At 44.3% G+C, this 16,862-nt stretch carries 14 protein-coding genes; all 14 read right to left on the reverse strand.

The annotated features are described in order from the left end of the window. Positions 1–15: 15 nt before the first annotated feature. Positions 16–558, reverse strand: coding sequence for a hypothetical protein (locus ABT997_RS01630; RefSeq protein WP_048789181.1), 543 nt, complete (start codon positions 556–558; stop codon positions 16–18). A 28-nt stretch (positions 559–586) separates the two neighbouring features. Next, a complete protein-coding gene (locus ABT997_RS01635) occupies positions 587–1,597 on the reverse strand; it encodes a DUF6731 family protein (protein ID WP_048789182.1) in 1,011 nt (336 codons plus the stop codon). A gap of 10 nt (positions 1,598–1,607) precedes the next feature. Then, positions 1,608–2,276: a DNA/RNA non-specific endonuclease gene (locus ABT997_RS01640; protein ID WP_048789183.1), complete on the reverse strand. Its 669-nt coding sequence runs from the start codon at positions 2,274–2,276 to the stop codon at positions 1,608–1,610. A gap of 11 nt (positions 2,277–2,287) precedes the next feature. Further along, on the reverse strand, positions 2,288–5,281 hold the full coding sequence (locus ABT997_RS01645; RefSeq protein WP_350018578.1) for a type I restriction endonuclease subunit R: 2,994 nt from the start codon (positions 5,279–5,281) through the stop codon (positions 2,288–2,290). Positions 5,282–5,407: 126 nt separating this feature from the next. Continuing rightward, a complete protein-coding gene (locus tag ABT997_RS01650) occupies positions 5,408–5,773 on the reverse strand; it encodes a TIGR02328 family protein (protein ID WP_350018579.1) in 366 nt (121 codons plus the stop codon). Further along, complete coding sequence (locus tag ABT997_RS01655) at positions 5,774–6,151, reverse strand: YbgA family protein (protein WP_350018580.1); 378 nt, start codon at positions 6,149–6,151, stop codon at positions 5,774–5,776. It abuts the gene before it with no gap. A 114-nt stretch (positions 6,152–6,265) separates the two neighbouring features. Beyond that, the gene (locus ABT997_RS01660) at positions 6,266–7,189 is read right to left on the reverse strand and encodes an Rpn family recombination-promoting nuclease/putative transposase (RefSeq protein WP_350018581.1); all 924 of its coding nucleotides are present in this window, start codon (positions 7,187–7,189) and stop codon (positions 6,266–6,268) included. A 275-nt stretch (positions 7,190–7,464) separates the two neighbouring features. After that, positions 7,465–9,333: an ABC transporter ATP-binding protein gene (locus ABT997_RS01665; RefSeq protein ID WP_350018582.1), complete on the reverse strand. Its 1,869-nt coding sequence runs from the start codon at positions 9,331–9,333 to the stop codon at positions 7,465–7,467. Continuing rightward, positions 9,323–11,071, reverse strand: a complete 1,749-nt coding sequence (locus ABT997_RS01670) for an ABC transporter ATP-binding protein (protein ID WP_285338452.1) — start codon at positions 11,069–11,071, stop codon at positions 9,323–9,325. Before ABT997_RS01670 ends, ABT997_RS01665 begins: the two co-directional genes overlap by 11 nt. A gap of 252 nt (positions 11,072–11,323) precedes the next feature. Then, a complete protein-coding gene (locus tag ABT997_RS01675; protein ID WP_350018583.1) occupies positions 11,324–13,114 on the reverse strand; it encodes a glycerophosphoryl diester phosphodiesterase membrane domain-containing protein in 1,791 nt (596 codons plus the stop codon). A 233-nt stretch (positions 13,115–13,347) separates the two neighbouring features. Then, positions 13,348–14,493 carry an FtsX-like permease family protein gene (locus ABT997_RS01680; RefSeq protein WP_350018584.1) on the reverse strand — a complete coding sequence of 382 codons (1,146 nt, stop codon included), beginning with the start codon at positions 14,491–14,493 and terminating at the stop codon, positions 13,348–13,350. Between the two features lie 3 nt (positions 14,494–14,496). Beyond that, on the reverse strand, positions 14,497–15,177 hold the full coding sequence (locus ABT997_RS01685; protein WP_048691050.1) for an ABC transporter ATP-binding protein: 681 nt from the start codon (positions 15,175–15,177) through the stop codon (positions 14,497–14,499). After that, on the reverse strand, positions 15,174–15,749 hold the full coding sequence (locus ABT997_RS01690; protein WP_350018585.1) for a TetR/AcrR family transcriptional regulator: 576 nt from the start codon (positions 15,747–15,749) through the stop codon (positions 15,174–15,176). Before ABT997_RS01690 ends, ABT997_RS01685 begins: the two co-directional genes overlap by 4 nt. 150 nt (positions 15,750–15,899) lie before the next feature. After that, positions 15,900–16,823, reverse strand: coding sequence for an aldo/keto reductase (locus ABT997_RS01695; RefSeq protein WP_350018586.1), 924 nt, complete (start codon positions 16,821–16,823; stop codon positions 15,900–15,902). Positions 16,824–16,862: the final 39 nt, after the last annotated feature.

Raw genomic sequence — 16,862 nt, forward strand, 5'->3', positions numbered from 1 at the left:
TCTTATCCTCAACTCTCATAACTCTCTATCTAAAAATTGTTTTAACTTTTTACGCAATTCATCATCTAGAATCTCTTTTTGTATATCTTCCTCAAAACTATTATATTTTTTATTCAAATCATATCTAAAAAGTAATGTAAAATAAATAGCTATTTGAATTGCAGAACCAATAAGTAAGAGAAAAATAAAAAACAGGAATAATATATAAATTTCACCCACCCAATTATAGATATTTTCATTAAAAAAAGAAGATATAACGATAATAAAACTAGATAAAAATCCTTTATTAACTATTGAAACTAGTCTCTTATACTCTTTTAACTTTAGTTTTGATATAAGGGAATTTTTATCTGAACTTAATAAAAAACCGTATAAAGAAAAATAAATGCCAATAAAAACTGTTGAGATTGTTACTAAATTCGTATTATCTGTATAAGCATTTTTGTAAAACCAATCGTATAACTCTGAATAATTTCCTAAAAAAAGAGACATTGTAACAATTAACACAATTATGCTTAATAAACTCCACCAAAAATATTTATCAATAAATTTAAGCATGCCAACATCTCCTTTCTAGTTTTGGATTTTATATGCTATTTTCAGTTACAATTTCAAATTCATTCTCATCAACAGATAACAAAGAACCAAATGAGGTATAGTTGAAATCTTTATTACGATTCTGGTCATCATAATAATGCTCTGTCATTAGATTAGCTAATTTATTAAAATCCTCGGTTTTTAAAGAAGTTTTTTCCAAAATATAAAAGCCATCGTTCTTTAAATCCACTTCATCAACTCTACGTGTCTCTGGATTTAAAAATTCAACTTTTGCAGATATTAAATTTTTATCCGAAGAATTTAATAACTTTAATATACTGTCAACACGTTTTATATCCATTTCTCTTTTATACCGACTTTTCTTAAATGCTACAGTAGTTGTATTTATATCTAATTCTTCAGATACTTCCATCATATTACCAAATAACTTTTCTAAAAGTGATTTGTTGCTGTCGTTAATATTTGGAAACAAACTTGACAATTCAAAACCCTCATTTTTAATTTGAATCACGATTGATTTGATGCTCTCAGAAGCTTCTATCAAAGGTTTTAAACTATCTGTTTTCATAGGCTCAAATTTCACCGAATACTTTACATTAGGAACTTTACTCTTTATAAAGCTTGATAAATACTCTCCTATTTGGTTAATCGAAGGCCCTAAAAACTTTCTTTCCATTAAAAAGAGATAAGATGTAGGAATAATCAAACAAACACTAGGCTCAAAAAGGTCTCCGTCAATTTGTTTAATTTCTTCTTCACCAATCTTTCCTTCATATGGTTTTTCACTACGGTATTTACCAATCCAAACTGTTCTATTTCTAGGGAGATACTCTAAACCATCCAAAGAAGAACCACTCGTCCTGCTACTTGAAGGGTTTCTACTATTATTCATAAACATAGTATGCTGACTCCCTAACTTTACAGTTCTTTCTACAGGAGAAGATACTCGAATTTTATCAATTAACTTAGATAAATCATAATTTGTCTTCTCACCATTACGACACAAAAAAACATTAAAATATTGAATGTTCATTTCCATTAATCTCCAATTATTTTACAATCTCCAAATTATTATTGTTATAATTTATACGTCCTTCTATCTCAACATTTGGTACAAAAACATTGAAATTCAATTCTTCATTTTGCTCACAACTACTTCTTATATGGATACCTCTTGGTACTTTCTCCTCAGAATTACCGTATATTAAGTCAGCACGGTATTTTACTACTGCATCTGGGGTTTTATTTTTAATTTGATATACAATATAGTTCTCAAAGTAGGTTTGATTATGCCCCCATTTAGCAGTGTGGTGATTACCCTGGTTTGACCATTTAGTTTGCTTATATATATTTTTATTATTCTTCTTACTAGTATTAAAACGAGTACCCTTAAAAAGCTGCCTACCTAAAATATGGCCAGCGTCAAATCCTGTTTCTTTGAATGGCGAAGTCCCTTTTGGACCTCTTCCTTTAACTTCACTTATTGAACTTAAAGATATATTTCCAATACCACCAATAGGTAAATTATTCTTAAGCCCAAAATTTATAGGATTACTAATGTCAATTTCGTTGAAACATTCTAGATTATTGATTGGTGTCGATATCCTAAAACTACCTTTTTCAAAATTAAGATCTTTAATCGACACTACACCCAATTCTTTAAGCATATCATCTGTAAAAAAATCTATAAACAATCTTTCATTTGGATAATTACACATAACATTCTCTCTTACCTCCCCACTCTTAGTGGTTCAATCACCTCTTCGATCAGTTGGGTATAGGCTTCTTTGATTTGTTTTTTGTAGCTGAGTGGGTTGAGGGCATCTGCTACTTCTGCCTTGTAGTCTTTGTAGCGTTGGCTCTTGGTCAGCTGGCTTTCGCCGGCTTGTTTTTTTGCACCTTTGCGGTAGTGTTGGATATAGTAGCGTAGCTCGTCATCTCCGATATACCACTTTTTGGCAAAGCTTACGATATGGCTATCGATGATAGATTCGATCATCTGGTCCAAGACTCCGGTGATGGATTGTCCTCGGTAGCGTTCGGGCTCTTCTTGGACTTGGGTCCAGAGGTTTTGGATGATCTCCGCTAGGCTTGGATTGGTCCGGTTCAAGCTCTCGATATAACTGTCCACGGTTGCGATATCCTTGTCACTCAAAGTCTGCTCCTCATTCTCCTCCTGCTGGATCATACTCTGGATCAGCATCAGGATGTAGGCATAGTTGATCTCATCGACTTGGACAGACTCCAGCTCATAGTGGATGTCCAGCTCATCTTGGCTGTCCACTTCTGAATCCCTGCTCTTGATCTCCGCCAGGATATTTTGATAGAGGCCCAGATAGGCTTCGAGCTGGCTGTCGCTGAGGCCAGTTTCCCGATAGATCTCCTCCTTATCGTACTCTGAGTAGACGCGGATCGAGGCTTGGTACTTGTCAAAGACCTGATAGGCTTTGGCGACTTTTCGGAGCTGGGCCGTTGGAGCCTGCTCGAGGGCGACTCCTTCTTCTTCCAAGTCTGTGACTTGGCCTTTAAACTCTGCCCATGCTTTTAGGAAGTTGCGCTTCTCTTCTTCCCAGCTTGGTGCTAGGACCTCATTTTCTCCCCCATTGGAGTAGAGCTTGAGGGCATTGTCGACAGCTTCCTTAAAGGCTTGAGGGCGCTGGAAGGTGATGATATGGCCGAAATGCTTCTTGTCATCAAAGATCCGATTGGTCCGGCTGAAGGCCTGGATCAAGTCCTGTGGGCGCATTGGCTTGCGATCGATAAAGAGGGTAGAAAGACAAGGGGCATCAAAGCCTGTCAAGAGACGATCGACCACGATGACCAGATCCAACTGCTCATTGCGGTAGAGGTACTTGTCCTGCTTTCTGGCCAGGCGATTATTGACATCAGTATTAAAGCTCCGGAGATCCGCTAGGCTAAAATGCGTACTAAACTCTTGGTTGTAGTCCTCCATGACCTGCTTCATGTGGTCTTGGTAGCCGATAGACTCTTCCTCATTTTCAGTCACCGAGTAGGTGATGGTAAATTTTGGAAAATCTGGTAAATAGCGTTTGACCCGCTCGGAGACTTTGACCCGCTCCTTGCCAGCGAGAATGCTCTTGAGCAGATTATAATAGGCCTGTGCTCGTGGGATAGACTTGACTGTTAAAATAGCCTCATAGCTCTTTCCGACCCCTTTAGGGATATTAAGCTGTTGCTGGCTCTTATTGAGGATAGCATCGAGGACCTCTAGCATGTGCTCCTTGTCCTCATAGGCTTGGTCTGGAATCTCTTCTTCTAGCAGATCTGAGATGATGGTATTGCGGTAGTCGACCTTAAAGCCTAGAACCGCTCCATCATGGATGGCTTCCTTGACGGTGTATTCATGTAGGCGATCGCCATACTGTTGATGAGTGGTCTGAGCCAGGTCTCCCACTTGTTTGCGTTTGTTTTCCTTAAAGATCGGAGTTCCTGTAAAGCCGTACCAGAGAGAGTTCTTGAAGTAGGCCTTGATCTCCTTTTGCGTCTGTGGGGTGACAGCTCGATGGCACTCATCCACGACAAAGGCCACGCGCAGGTCCTTGATCTTCCCAGCATCCCGCTGGTACTTTCCTTCTTCAAACTTGCGCATCATGGTCGTGATTTTCTGGATGGTCGTGACTACCACGCGCTTGTCATTGCCCCCAAGGCGCTTGACCAGTTCGTGGGTATTGTCCGTCTCGTCGATATCGATGACATCATTAGCTGCATAAGAGAGAAAGGACGAGGTCGTCTGCTGGTCCAGGTCTCTTCGGTCGACGACAAAGATGGTCTTTTGGATGGCTGGGATCTGCAAGAGATTGCGAGCCACCTTGTAAGAGGTCAGGGTCTTGCCTGAACCGGTCGTATGCCAGATATAGCCCGACTCTTGACGGCGAGAGGCTTCCTGCACGGCCTCGATAGCATGGATCTGATAGGGACGCAGGAGGATGAGGGCCTTCTTGCTATCATCGATGACCGAGTACTGCATGACCATTTGATGGGCCCGGGGGATGGAGAGAACCTCATGAGCAAAACTATTGAGATCGATCATGGGTTGGTTGTCCTTGTCCACCCACTTGGTCAGAAATTGCTTGTTTAGCTTGCTTTCACGGGCTGCAGCGATATAGCGTGTGTCTACTTTATTAGTCACGACAAACATCTGTAAGCTGGAGTATATGCCCCGAAACTTGCCTTCACGGTCGTACTTTTTGATCTGATGAAAGGCATCTAGAAAGGCCACTCGTGGACTCTTGAGTTCGATATGGATAAGGGGCAGGCCATTGATCAGAAGGGTCGTATCGAGCCGTCGATCCTGGTCTAGTGGATAGGCCTTGTCGCGTTCGACTTGGTTGACCACTTCATAGCTGGACTTACCAGCTGCGATATTGTCCCGCCAGATGACCGCTAAACGGATAGTCCCTAGACTAGCATCTTCACGCTGGACTTCTACCTTGGCGATTCCATTTTCACCAGCTAGCCACTTGGCCGCTTCATAGTAGCTGACAAAGTTGAGCTGGTTCTTGATCTGGCGCTTTTCTTGCTCGGTCAAGGGATGGTCTGCCAACAATGCGACATTATTTTGCGCGAGCTTGTCAAAGAAATTGTCCCATAACTGGTCTTCATTCTTGAGATCCTCGCGATAAGTCCACTGACTCTCTCCTGATGTCAACTGCTGGATCAACTGTCTTTCAATCTCAAGTTCTGGAGTTGCTACTGCCTTCATCCCTCTATCCTTTTCCTGTACATAATCTCCTATTATTATAGCATGTTTGAGAAAGAAATTAACGCTTTCAAAGCATTTTGTTGGTTTTTCGCGCAAAAAAACGAACCTGATTTGGTTCGTTTTTTCTTAGTCTAGTTGAATCCCTTTTTCTGCTAGATTGTCTATGCATTCTTGGAGGTAAGTGTCCTGATGCTCGGGATAGATAGGGGTGCTCAAGGCTTCTTCTTTCAGTTCTGGATAGGCTGGGCAGGTCTTGCCTCGGTAAGTCGGCTCCCACCACTCCGGGCTGACCTTGTAGCCACTAGCCGTCATCTCCTCCATGATCAAGCGGTGATAGGCATAGAGGCGATAAGGCGAGTAGTCAAAGACATAGTTGACCGTCGCGTGCTTCTTGCCCCAGCCATTGCCTCTCAGGGCGCAGCATTCCCGGTGTTGGCCGAGAAGCTGGGGTCGAGGGAGTTTGGTAATCAAGTCTTGGTGCCACAGTCTCATCTATTGGCCTCCTAGTAGCGTCGAGTCTTGTAAGTAGCGATTGGGGTAGCGCTTAAGGAGCGTCTGGATCCCCTTGATGAGATCCTCTTGGCTAGCTTGGCCATGCTGGTATTTCTCAAGTAGCAGCATGAAGTCAGCCTTTTCCTCAGAAGTCGCCTGCTTTTTAAAATAACCCCAGATATGCTGGAAGGCATTGGAGACCTGGCCACGATTTTCCGGCAAGGCCAGCGCTTGCTGGATCAGGTCCTCGACGTGACTGACCTCAACCTGGTCTTGCTTGAGGTATTCCCGGATCTCCTTGTAAATGTTGCTGGAATGACTCAGCACCAGGTATTTATTTTTCGCCCATAGGACTTGGCAGTGATGTTTTTGATCCACTCGTGTCTCCTTTTGATCTTCTCTATCAATAGTCCTCCCATTATACCATGGAAATGAGTTAAGTCATAAAAAAAGCGGACCTACTTGGCCCGTTTTTTCTCTCCACTTTATTTATCAAAGGGAGGCTTTTAACTGTTCTATCTGCTCTTCACTTAAATCGGTGTACTGTTGGACTTCCTCAGTGCTAAAACCATTGGCCAAGAGCCCTTGGGCGATACGAAGAGCAGCCTCTTCTCGTCCTTGTTCTAGACCTTGTTCTAATGCAATCTTCCCAGCTTCTTCCTTGGTTTCTTTGAGCAAGGTTTCCATACACATATTCCAGTTTTCTCTGAGGCGGATGCGTTCATCTATCATGTCTTTTTCCTCCTTGGTCCAATTGGATGGGATTAAGAGTGACTCTGCTTGTTCGATCACCTGATCAGGTTGATGGCTAAAGGGATGGTTTCCGAAGAATTCTAGCCACTGTTGCAATGGATCACTCACTTGCGTTCCTCTACTTTCATTATACTTGTCCAATTCTAAAAAGGCAAGTCGCAATAAATTATGACGCTGATTCCCCTTACTATTAGCGAGAAGGGGGCCCCCATGGATGGCATGACGCACTTCATACACATTGACAGGAGAAGCCTCATCAGGGAAAATACTCTTCTCCAAGATCGCAATCCCGTAGACTGGAACCAAATCCTCGTACATCTGATGGGTCTGGCCCTTCTTCCGTTTCTTTCGGACATTTTCAATCAACTGGTTGGCCAGATAATAATAAAAACGATTGACAAAGTACTCCTGCTTCATGACTTGAATCTCAATAATGACTTCTAGGCCCGAATCTAATTTTGCTCGCACATCTACAGAAGTTTCAAATGGGAAATCTCCTAGGAAACCTTGTTCATGAATTTGATTGCCTTCTAGGATTTCTACCGAGTGGATGGGTAAATCCAAGACCTCTTGGATAAATTTTGCAGTGACATCTGGAAGACTAAAAATTTTCTTTGCAATAAGATCCAGAGTGGGTGAAATATGGGGATGGCGTTTGCGCATCTTTTTCCTCCTTTTACATTCTTAATGAGGGAGAACCAACTCCTCCCTCACTTATATCATTCGTAAAAAGATTTACTTCCACGAAAAAAGTCTGAGACCAACTCAGACATTAAATATAGAAAGACCATTTTTCATAAAACAATCATCGATTTTACAAAAAATGTATTAGTTTAAAAGTGATTCAAATAGAGACTGAAACTTTCCTCCGTGAGAAAAGTTTCAAAGACAACATTATCCATAAGCAAAAAGTCTGAGACTCACTCAGACTTTTTGTATTAATCAATTTCAAGGCCACCGGTGTAGAGGCGGTAATAAGTCCCGAGTTCTGCCATCAAGGAAGCGTGGTTGCCTCGCTCGATGATGCGTCCCTTGTCCATAACCATGATAACATCCGAGTTGACGATGGTTGAGAGACGGTGGGCGATGACAAAGACAGTCCGTCCTGCCATCAGGCGATCCATCCCCTCTTGGACCATCTTCTCTGTCCGTGAGTCAATCGAGGAAGTCGCTTCATCAAGGATCAAGACTGGCGCATTGGCCAAGGCCGCACGCGCAATAGCGATCAGCTGACGTTGACCGTTAGAGAGACCGGCTCCATCATCGTTCAAGACAGTATCGTAGCCTTGGTCCAAATGTTTGACGAAGGAATCTACATTGGCAATGCGGGCTGCTTCCAGGATTTCCTCCCGGGTCGCATCTGATCGACCATAGGCGATATTTTCTGCGATAGTTCCAGTGAAGAGGTGGGTATCCTGCAAGACGATCCCTAGCGAACGACGGAGCGAATCCTTCTCAATCAGCTTCACATCGATTCCATCATAGGTGATAGATCCTGATTGGATATCGTAGAAACGGTTGATCAAGTTGGTAATGGTGGTCTTCCCTGCTCCAGTCGCACCGACAAAGGCCACCTTTTGCCCCTTATCTGCGTAGAGGTTGATATCGTAGAGGATTTGGTTCTTCTCATTGTAGGAGAAGTCTACATTTGTAAAGACGACATTTCCGACCAGTTTGACCAGTTCGTAGTCGCCGTTTTCCCGAGGGTGTTTCCAAGCCCAAAGGTTGGTCTTCTTATCAGTGATGACCATGCGACCATCGACCTCTTCATAGTTGACCAAGGTGACTTTCCCTTCATCCACTTCGACTTCTTCATCCAAGAAATCAAAGATCCGATCTCCACCAGCAAGAGCCATGAGGACAAAGTTCAACTGTTGCGATACTTGGGTGATAGGTCCGTTGAAGGAACGGTTGAGCTGGAGGAAGGCCATGAGTCCCCCGATGGTGAGGCCACTGATGCCATTCAAGGCAAAGATCCCTCCGACCAGTGAGGTCAAGACGAAGGAGACATTTCCCAGGTTCCCCAAGATAGGCATCAAGACATTGGCATAGCGGTTGGCTTGATAAGAAGATTCAAAGAGTTGGTCATTGATCCACTCAAAGGCTTCAATACTTTCTTTTTCATGAACGAAGGCCTTGACCACCTTTTGACCAGACATCATCTCTTCGATAAAGCCGTTTTCAATCCCTAGATTTTTTTGCTGATCGGCGAAATAGCGACCAGATTTGCCAGAGATATCTTTGATGACATAGGCCATGACTCCGACCATCAAAAGAACGAGAAGGAAAAGAAGAGGGCTGATCATAATCATGCTGACGGCTACCCCGATAATGGTGATGGCAGACTGCAAGAGTTGCGGGATAGACTGCTCGATTGCTTGGCGAAGAGCATCGATGTCATTGGTGTAGATCGACATGATGTCCCCGTGTTGGTGGGTATCGAAGTACTTGACAGGGAGCTTTTGCATGCGGGCAAAGAGCTGGTTCCGTAGCGAGCGCAGCGTATCCTGAGAGACTGTCGCCATAATGAGGGAAAAACCATAGTTGGCCAAAACTCCCAAAATACCGACTACCGCCAGCATCATCAAGAAGCTGAGGAGAGGGCCAAAGTCTCTGCTTCCACTATCCAACATGGGTTGGATGTATTGGTCCACCAAGGCCCGGATAGAGGAGGTAATATAGACCGTAGAGAGGGAGGCTGCCACAATAAGGACTGCTGCTAGGAGGAGAACGAACTTATATTGTTTCCACATATAGTCTAGCAAGCGTAGGAGAGAGCCCCAGCTAGCTTTTTTCTTATTCTTCATCTGCTTGTCCTCCTTTCCCTTGGGTTTGCATATCATAGACTTCACGGTAGATGGCGTTGGTCTCGAGCAATTCTTGGTGAGTCCCGATAGCATCGATCTTCCCATCATTCATGACCACGATCCGGTCTGCATCCTGGATAGAAGAGATCCGTTGGCCAATGATAATCTTGGTCGTATCCTTGAGACTAGACGCCAGTCCTTGACGGATCAGGCTATCTGTCTTGGTATCGACAGCTGAGGTCGAATCATCCAAGATTAGGATTTTTGGATTCATCAAGAGAGCGCGGGCGATACAGAGACGTTGGCGCTGACCTCCTGAGACATTGGCTCCACCACGTTCGATCATGGTATCATAGCCATCCTTAAAGTTCTGGATAAATTCATCCGCTTGAGCGATCTTACAAGCTTCCACGATTTCTTCATCCGTCGCGTCCTTATTACCCCAGCGCATATTTTCCTTGATGGTACCAGAGAAAAGGACGTTGGTCTGAAGCACCATGGCAACTTGCTTGCGTAAATGGTCTAGATCATAGTTTCGCACATCCTGACCAGCTACCTTGACACTACCAGACTCTACATCATAAAGACGAGGGATGAGCTGGACCAGACTAGACTTACCAGAACCAGTCCCCCCAAGGATTCCGATCACTTCACCCGAGCGAATGCTGAGGTTGATATCGGACAAGACATGGGCCTTGTCGCCATTTTCGTCTGTGTAGGCGAAGTTCACATGATCAAAGGTAATGGATCCATCTGCTACTTCTGTCAGACCATTTTCAGGAGAGACGATGGTTGACTCTGTCCCAAGGACTTCATTGATCCGCTCCACAGATGCCATAGAGATCGAGAGCATGACAAAGATCATCATAAACATCATGAGAGACATGAGGATGGTCATGACGTAGGCAAACATAGACGTCAGCTCACCTGTCGTAAAGCTTCCAGCCACGATGAGTTGGGCCCCGATCCAAGAGATCAAGATAAAAGAAGCATACAAGGACAGCATCATGGCTGGACTACTCAAGATCACGATGCGAATGGCCTTCATGAACATGTTGTAGATCAAGCGAGAAGCCTTCTTAAACTTGACCGTCTCTTCTTCTTCTTTGACATAGGACTTGACCACGCGCATGTTGGTAATATTTTCCTGGATGCTGTTGTTCAAGTTATCATAGGCGTCAAAGACCTTGGTAAATAGTGGATAGACAATCTTAGTGATCACACCCAAGACCAGCCCCAAGAAAAGGGTAATCCCGACAAAGATCATGGCCATCTGCGGATTGATCAAGTAGCTAGCAACAATGGCAAAGATCAAGTTGAGCGGTGCACGCACACAGATCCGGATGACCATCTGATAGGAGTTCTGCACATTGGTCACATCCGTCATCATCCGGGTTACCAGACCACCTGAGGAGAAGCTATCGATGTTTTCAAAGGAGAAGGTTTGGATCTTTTTGAAGATCGCCTTCCGTAGATTCTTAGCAAAACCGGCTGATGCAAAAGCCCCGTAGCGAGCCGACTGCATCCCACAGAAAAGAGAGAGAAAGGCGAAGACCAACATGAGGAGACCATAGGTCAGAACCGTGGTCATATCCCCCTTCTGAACCCCCTTGTCCAGAAGCGTCGCCATGATAAAGGGAATAGAAATCTCAAACATGACCTCAAACACCATATAGAGTGAGGCCAAAACTGAGGGTTTCTTGTATTCCTTGATTTCAGCAATCAATGACTGAAGCATAGATACCTCCTAAAATACTAGTTAGTACAGTTTTCGTCAGCATGATGTCCATTCCCAACAAAGAAAAAATCATTTGAACAGAATCAGCCATCTCTGCATGCGAAAGCTATAGAAAGAGAAAGCGCCCTGACAGCGTGACTGTAGGGACGACTTTCGTTATTTGTAATAGTTATTATAGCTTAACAATGGATAAAAATCAAACTTTTAGTCAGTCCTTACCAAATAGACTGACATTCTTCTGGAGACAAGTTCCTACTCTTCACTGGTACTGAGAGACACCAAGCTCAGGAAGCGATCAAAGTAGGTCTTATTCTTCTTCAAGTTTTTCTTCAGGCTTTGTGCCTCTGCTACTTCATCCGTGATGATCCCATCAATCGGCCGTTGAAGGTAGGCCGTTAACTTTTGCTCATCATTGATGGTCCAGACATAGAGCTCTTTTTTCATCTCATGGGCCTGGGTTACCAAATCCTCCTGATAAGAAAAGTCTTCAATCGCAAAGAAGTCGACCGAGGTGTTTTCAAATTGTCCAAACTGAATCGGAATGACATAGCCGGTCTTAATCTCCGGAGCTTTCTTCTCCACCTTTTCCATCACCGACAGATCCAAGGACATGGTTGGATAGTCCTTTTCAACTCTTAAGTCCTTCATCTTTTGGACGAAGAGATCCACGTAATTTTCTGGTTCTGCACCATGAGGCTTGAGCTCGACCAAGAGGGGCATCTTCAGCTCCTTGGCCCGGGTGACAAACTCCTCAAAGGAGGGGATGTGACTGGTGTGACCATCCTGTTGGATCTTCAATCCCTGCACCTCAGCCAGCGTCATATTTTTGACATCCTTGTCCACTCCAGCCAAGCGTTTGAGATTGTAGTCATGCATGACGACGAATTGATGGTCCTTGGTCAAGAGGATATCCATCTCGACATAGGAAGCCTTCTCCTTGGCAGCTGCCTCGAGTGCTTCGAGGGAATTTTCTACACCCTTGGCCACATAGCCACGATGGGCTACGATTTTTACCTGGTCATTGACCTCTAAGGTCGCTAAGTCATATGCTGCCATCCCTGACTGAGCCAGGAGGAAAAGAAAGGTCAGGACAAAGAGTCCCTTCATCTTGCGAGAGCCTCGAGTCTTGATGACCGAGCGACTTGGAGCCTCCCAGCCATTGTCCAGAATGATTCCCAAGGTTCCCAGTTTAGACATGACAGAAAAGAGGAAAATGTAGAGGCGGATCAAGACCAAAAAGATAGTCTGCACCCAGATATGCTGGCCCGTTTTGTCTAGCTGACTAGACGCAAAGACAAGGGCAAGGATCAAGAGAATACCCGTTACAGAGAGGATAAACTCAAAGGAGAAGATCCGCAGGATAAGGCGGATCCCACCCTTCTTAGTCATCTCCCAACTCTTGCGCATGGCAGCCCCAAAAGGAAGCTCTTCAATCACGATATTAGGTACCGTATAGATGAGACGAAGATTGAGATAGATCAGAAGCAGTTGAACTATGAAGAGACCGATGGCACCAGCGGTCGTCTTGCTAAACTCCCCTGTGATAAAGTTCGGAATATAGAGACCGTCCGTCAGAGTGGAGCCAATGAAGAGACCCGCTACAGGCAGAGTCAGAACCATATAAAAGAGAAAATGCAACAGGTTCCAACCGCTAAAATCCTTTAAGCGACCAAAAGACTGGCGAAAAACCTTTTTAAAAGAGAGGTGCTGATCCGTACGAGACAGATAGATCAGGGCGATCATGGTCCGCATCTCCAGCATAAAGAGAAAGGCGAAGACAATGGCAAAGAAAATCAATGCCACTAGACTCAATGGATTGGTCAAGGTCGTGAGGATATTGTTCTTGTCAATGTTGGACTCACCCGATAAGAGGAGGGCCAGTTGAAAGACCCAACTCAAGGCCGCAGCTCCTATACCAACCACAAACTGCAAAAGGATCCCCACAGAGATAAAGGACCATTTGTTGCGCCAGATTAAGTAAAAGGCCCCCTTCAGGTCCTGCCAATAACTCCGTTTCATCTCAATCCCTTTCCTTTCTTTCATTCCCCTAGAATAGCGGAAAAGCCTCCCCCTGTCAATGATTCCACAAGAAAAAGGCTGGGACAAAAGTCCTGGCCTCTCAATTGTCTTTAGATTGTCGAGCAAGACGCAGTGGTTGAGTGGGCTCTACTACGCTGATTTCATCAGCTTTTACAGCCCCACTCAACTATGCGGAGGTGGGACGACGAAATCGAATTCTAACGAATTACCAATTTCTGTCCCACTCTCTTTTCTATTTATTCAGCTAAGAGCACTTCTTTGATGGTTTGTTTTTGGAGTTTTCTGTTGGATAGATAAAACAGGCTTTCATAAATCAAAGCAAAACCGAGCAAGGTCCAAAAGCACACATTCCCATCAAAGTGATGCTCAATCTTTTCAGGAACCGTATCTTTGATCACACCGATCAAGATTTCCATGATGCCATATTGATAAGCTGTCCCAAGAACAAATCCTAAATAAGCCCAAAAACGATAGGGAGCGAGAATATGACTTTGGCATTCACGATCGGTGTAGCCAAAAGCCTTCATAAGAGCCAAGGTTTCACGACTTTCAGAGACCACAATCCCCAATGACAAAAAGAGAATCGAGAAAGAAAGGATCAAGCCAATCATGATCATCATGGTTTGGATGATGTCATCTGTATAATCTCTTAAGCCAAAGGACAATTGCACCATAGCCGCAAAACACATAGAGCCAAAGACCACAAAAAACAAGATCGATTTTCTCCCCCAAATCAGAGATGAGGACAGCTCTTTTAGGAAGTCTTTCTCTTTCTTAGGAGCCCGCTTTCTCCTTTGGACCTTGATTGGAGTTGGGGACTTTTTCAATAAGCGAAGTGCCGGCGTTTGTAATTGTCTTCTAGCATAGCCAATCGCGAGAAGCATAAAAAATGCTGTTGGAAGAATCACCAAAGCAAGCAAGAGCTGCCAGTGAAAATGAATGGTGATTTCTGGCAAAATCCTCTTCTCATTGCGGAAGTCATAAAAATGTCCCATCATAAGAAAAGAAGCAAAATAGCCAAGAAGCGCTCCAGCTCCAAAACTGAGTCCAAAGGCCCAAAACCGTTTAGCCAACTGGCCATTGCTATATCCCAAAGCCTTTAAAATCCCTAATTGTTCCTTGTGGTCATCGACAAATTGTTTGATATAAAAACACATGAGAAGGACCGACGTCAAGGACAGGACGACTCCACTGACCATGGCCACCATCCAGGAAAGCGAAACCTGGGCATCATAGTAGGTCTGAATCATGGGATTGGTTTTCGAAATCTCCAACTGCTCGATATCCAGGTAAAAATTCAAGAAGAGATTGGCTACAAAGACCGCACAAGCCCCAATGATACTGACGACAACTAATTTTCGAATATCTTTTACTGAAAACATGGCTTACCATCCAATCTCATAAGCAGTCTGAGGCTGATCATTGGTCACAACTTCGGTAATCTTGCCACTATTGACACGAATGATGGTTCTTGCCATATCCGCAATATTTTGGTTGTGCGTCACCATGATGAGGGTAAAGCCCAGTTTTTCCTTCAGTTTCCAGATATAGTCGAGAATCTTGCGCCCTGTTTCTTCATCCAGGGCTCCCGTCGGCTCATCTAAGAAGAGAATCTCTGGCCTTTTGGCCAAGGCCCGAGCAATGGAGACTCTCTGCTGTTCCCCACCAGACAATTCACTCGGATACTTGTCCAGCTTATCGCCAAGCCCCAAATCCTCGATGATCTGCAAAAAATCATGATTGTTTGCCAGGTCAGCTCCCATCTTTACATTTTGTCTGACCGTCAGATTCGGCAATAGATAATACTGCTGGAAAATAAAGGCAATCTTCTCCCGTCTAAAGGCTGTCAATTGAGCATCTGTGAGTTGTGATAAATCTTGTCCTTGAATGAGGATATGCCCTTCGTCTACCTTTTCTAAGCCTGATAACACATTTAAGAGAGTTGATTTCCCCGATCCAGAAGGGCCGAGGATAACCACATCATCCTGGTCTTGAATCTGCAAATCAATCTCCTTTAAAACCTTGGTTTGGCCGTAACTTTTGTGCACATTTTCTAGTTGAATCATTTCTTTCCTACCATTTCTTTGATGAGAGATTGACAAACCTCTGTCAGTAATCCAATCACTTCTTCCATGCCGAACTGGTAAATACCAGAAGCAACCATAGAGGCCATCCCGTGTGAGTAGATAAATAGATGCTGGTACAAGCGACTAGCCTCCTCTACAGTCAAAGGATAGTCTGCGACAATCGAATCCAGAACCAATTGGTAACTATGATCCTTCATGGGAAGAAAATCTTGAAAGCGACGAATCGGATCTTTGCTAGGATTTTGGAAAAGCAATTGAAAGAGTTGGGGTTCTTTTGAGGCGAAAAGGATATAAGCAACCCCGACAGATCGGAAAGGTTTCTCATCTTCTAAGGCCTTGCGAATATACTCCACCACGACCATCTCCGCAGCACCAATAACCTCTGCTTGTAACTCAGCCATATTAGCAAATTGCCCAAAAATGACTCTTGGTGTGGCTCCCAGTTTCTCTGCTAAAGCTCGAGCCGTCAAACTAGCCATGCCCTGCTCTCTCACCAATTGTAAAGCCGTCCCAATCATAGTCTCTTTACTAAATTTAACCTTTGGTGGCATAAGACTCCTTTCGCGCAACAGTTGTTACGCAACATGTGTTGCATAAAGAATACCATAACAAAGGGAGAATTGTCAAGAAAAATCCGTAAAGCATAAAACAAAAAAACCAGCCCACTGATACAAGTGAAGTCTGGTCTACTAATAAATATTCTATGGCAAATCATTTCCTGCAGCCAGGTAGACTTGGTACCATTCCTTACGCGTTAGGGTGACTGTTGCTACTTTCCCCGCTTCAAGGACATGCTGGGGTTTGGTCGTTCCGATGACGGCCTGCATCTTACCCGGATAGCGGAGGACCCAAGCCAGGGCAATGGCTGTCGGAGTGACCTGGTATTTCTTCGCCAAGTCATTGAGGACGTGATTGAGGGCCGCAAACTCTTCCTTGCCGACAAAATTTCCCTTGAAATAGCCATGCTGGAGGACAGACCAGGCTTGAATCACTGTATCCGTTAAACGACAATACTCAAAGACACTGCCATCTCGCACGGCTGCTTTTGGCCCTTCCATATTGACATGAAAACCAGCTTCAAAACTCGGTGTAAAGGCAGCACTCAACTGCAACTGGTTAACCTTGAGAGGCTGTTTGACAGCCGTTTTGAGCAATTCCATCATCATAGGATTTTGATTGGACACCCCAAAATGACGGACCTTGCCCGCTTGCTCCAAGTGATCGAAAGCTGCTGCCACTTCTTCAGGCTCCATGAGAGCATCAGGTCGGTGAAGGAGGAGACTATCTAAGCGCTCGATCTGTAGGCGCTCGAGAATGCCATCGACGGATTCAAAAATATAGTCCTTAGAAAAATCAAAATAGGTAAAGCCGTCTTTGCGAATCCCACACTTGGACTGGATCCACATCTGGTCCCGAAGATCCGGACGACGCTTGAGAACCTTACCCAGCAGGACCTCACACTGGCCATCGCCATAGATATCTGCCAGATCAAAGGTGTTGATCCCAATCGACAAGGCCGCCTCCACCAAGGCCTCCACTTCATCTTCACTCATCTGGCTGATCCGCATCATCCCAAGGACAATCGTGGACAGACGCTCATTTTCAGCAAACTCAATATAGTTCATGTCCGCCTCCTTTTCTGTAGTTCTATTGTAGTGAAAAGG

It is taken from the genome of Streptococcus australis (genome assembly GCF_040226615.1).
GTDB lineage: Bacteria > Bacillota > Bacilli > Lactobacillales > Streptococcaceae > Streptococcus > Streptococcus australis_E.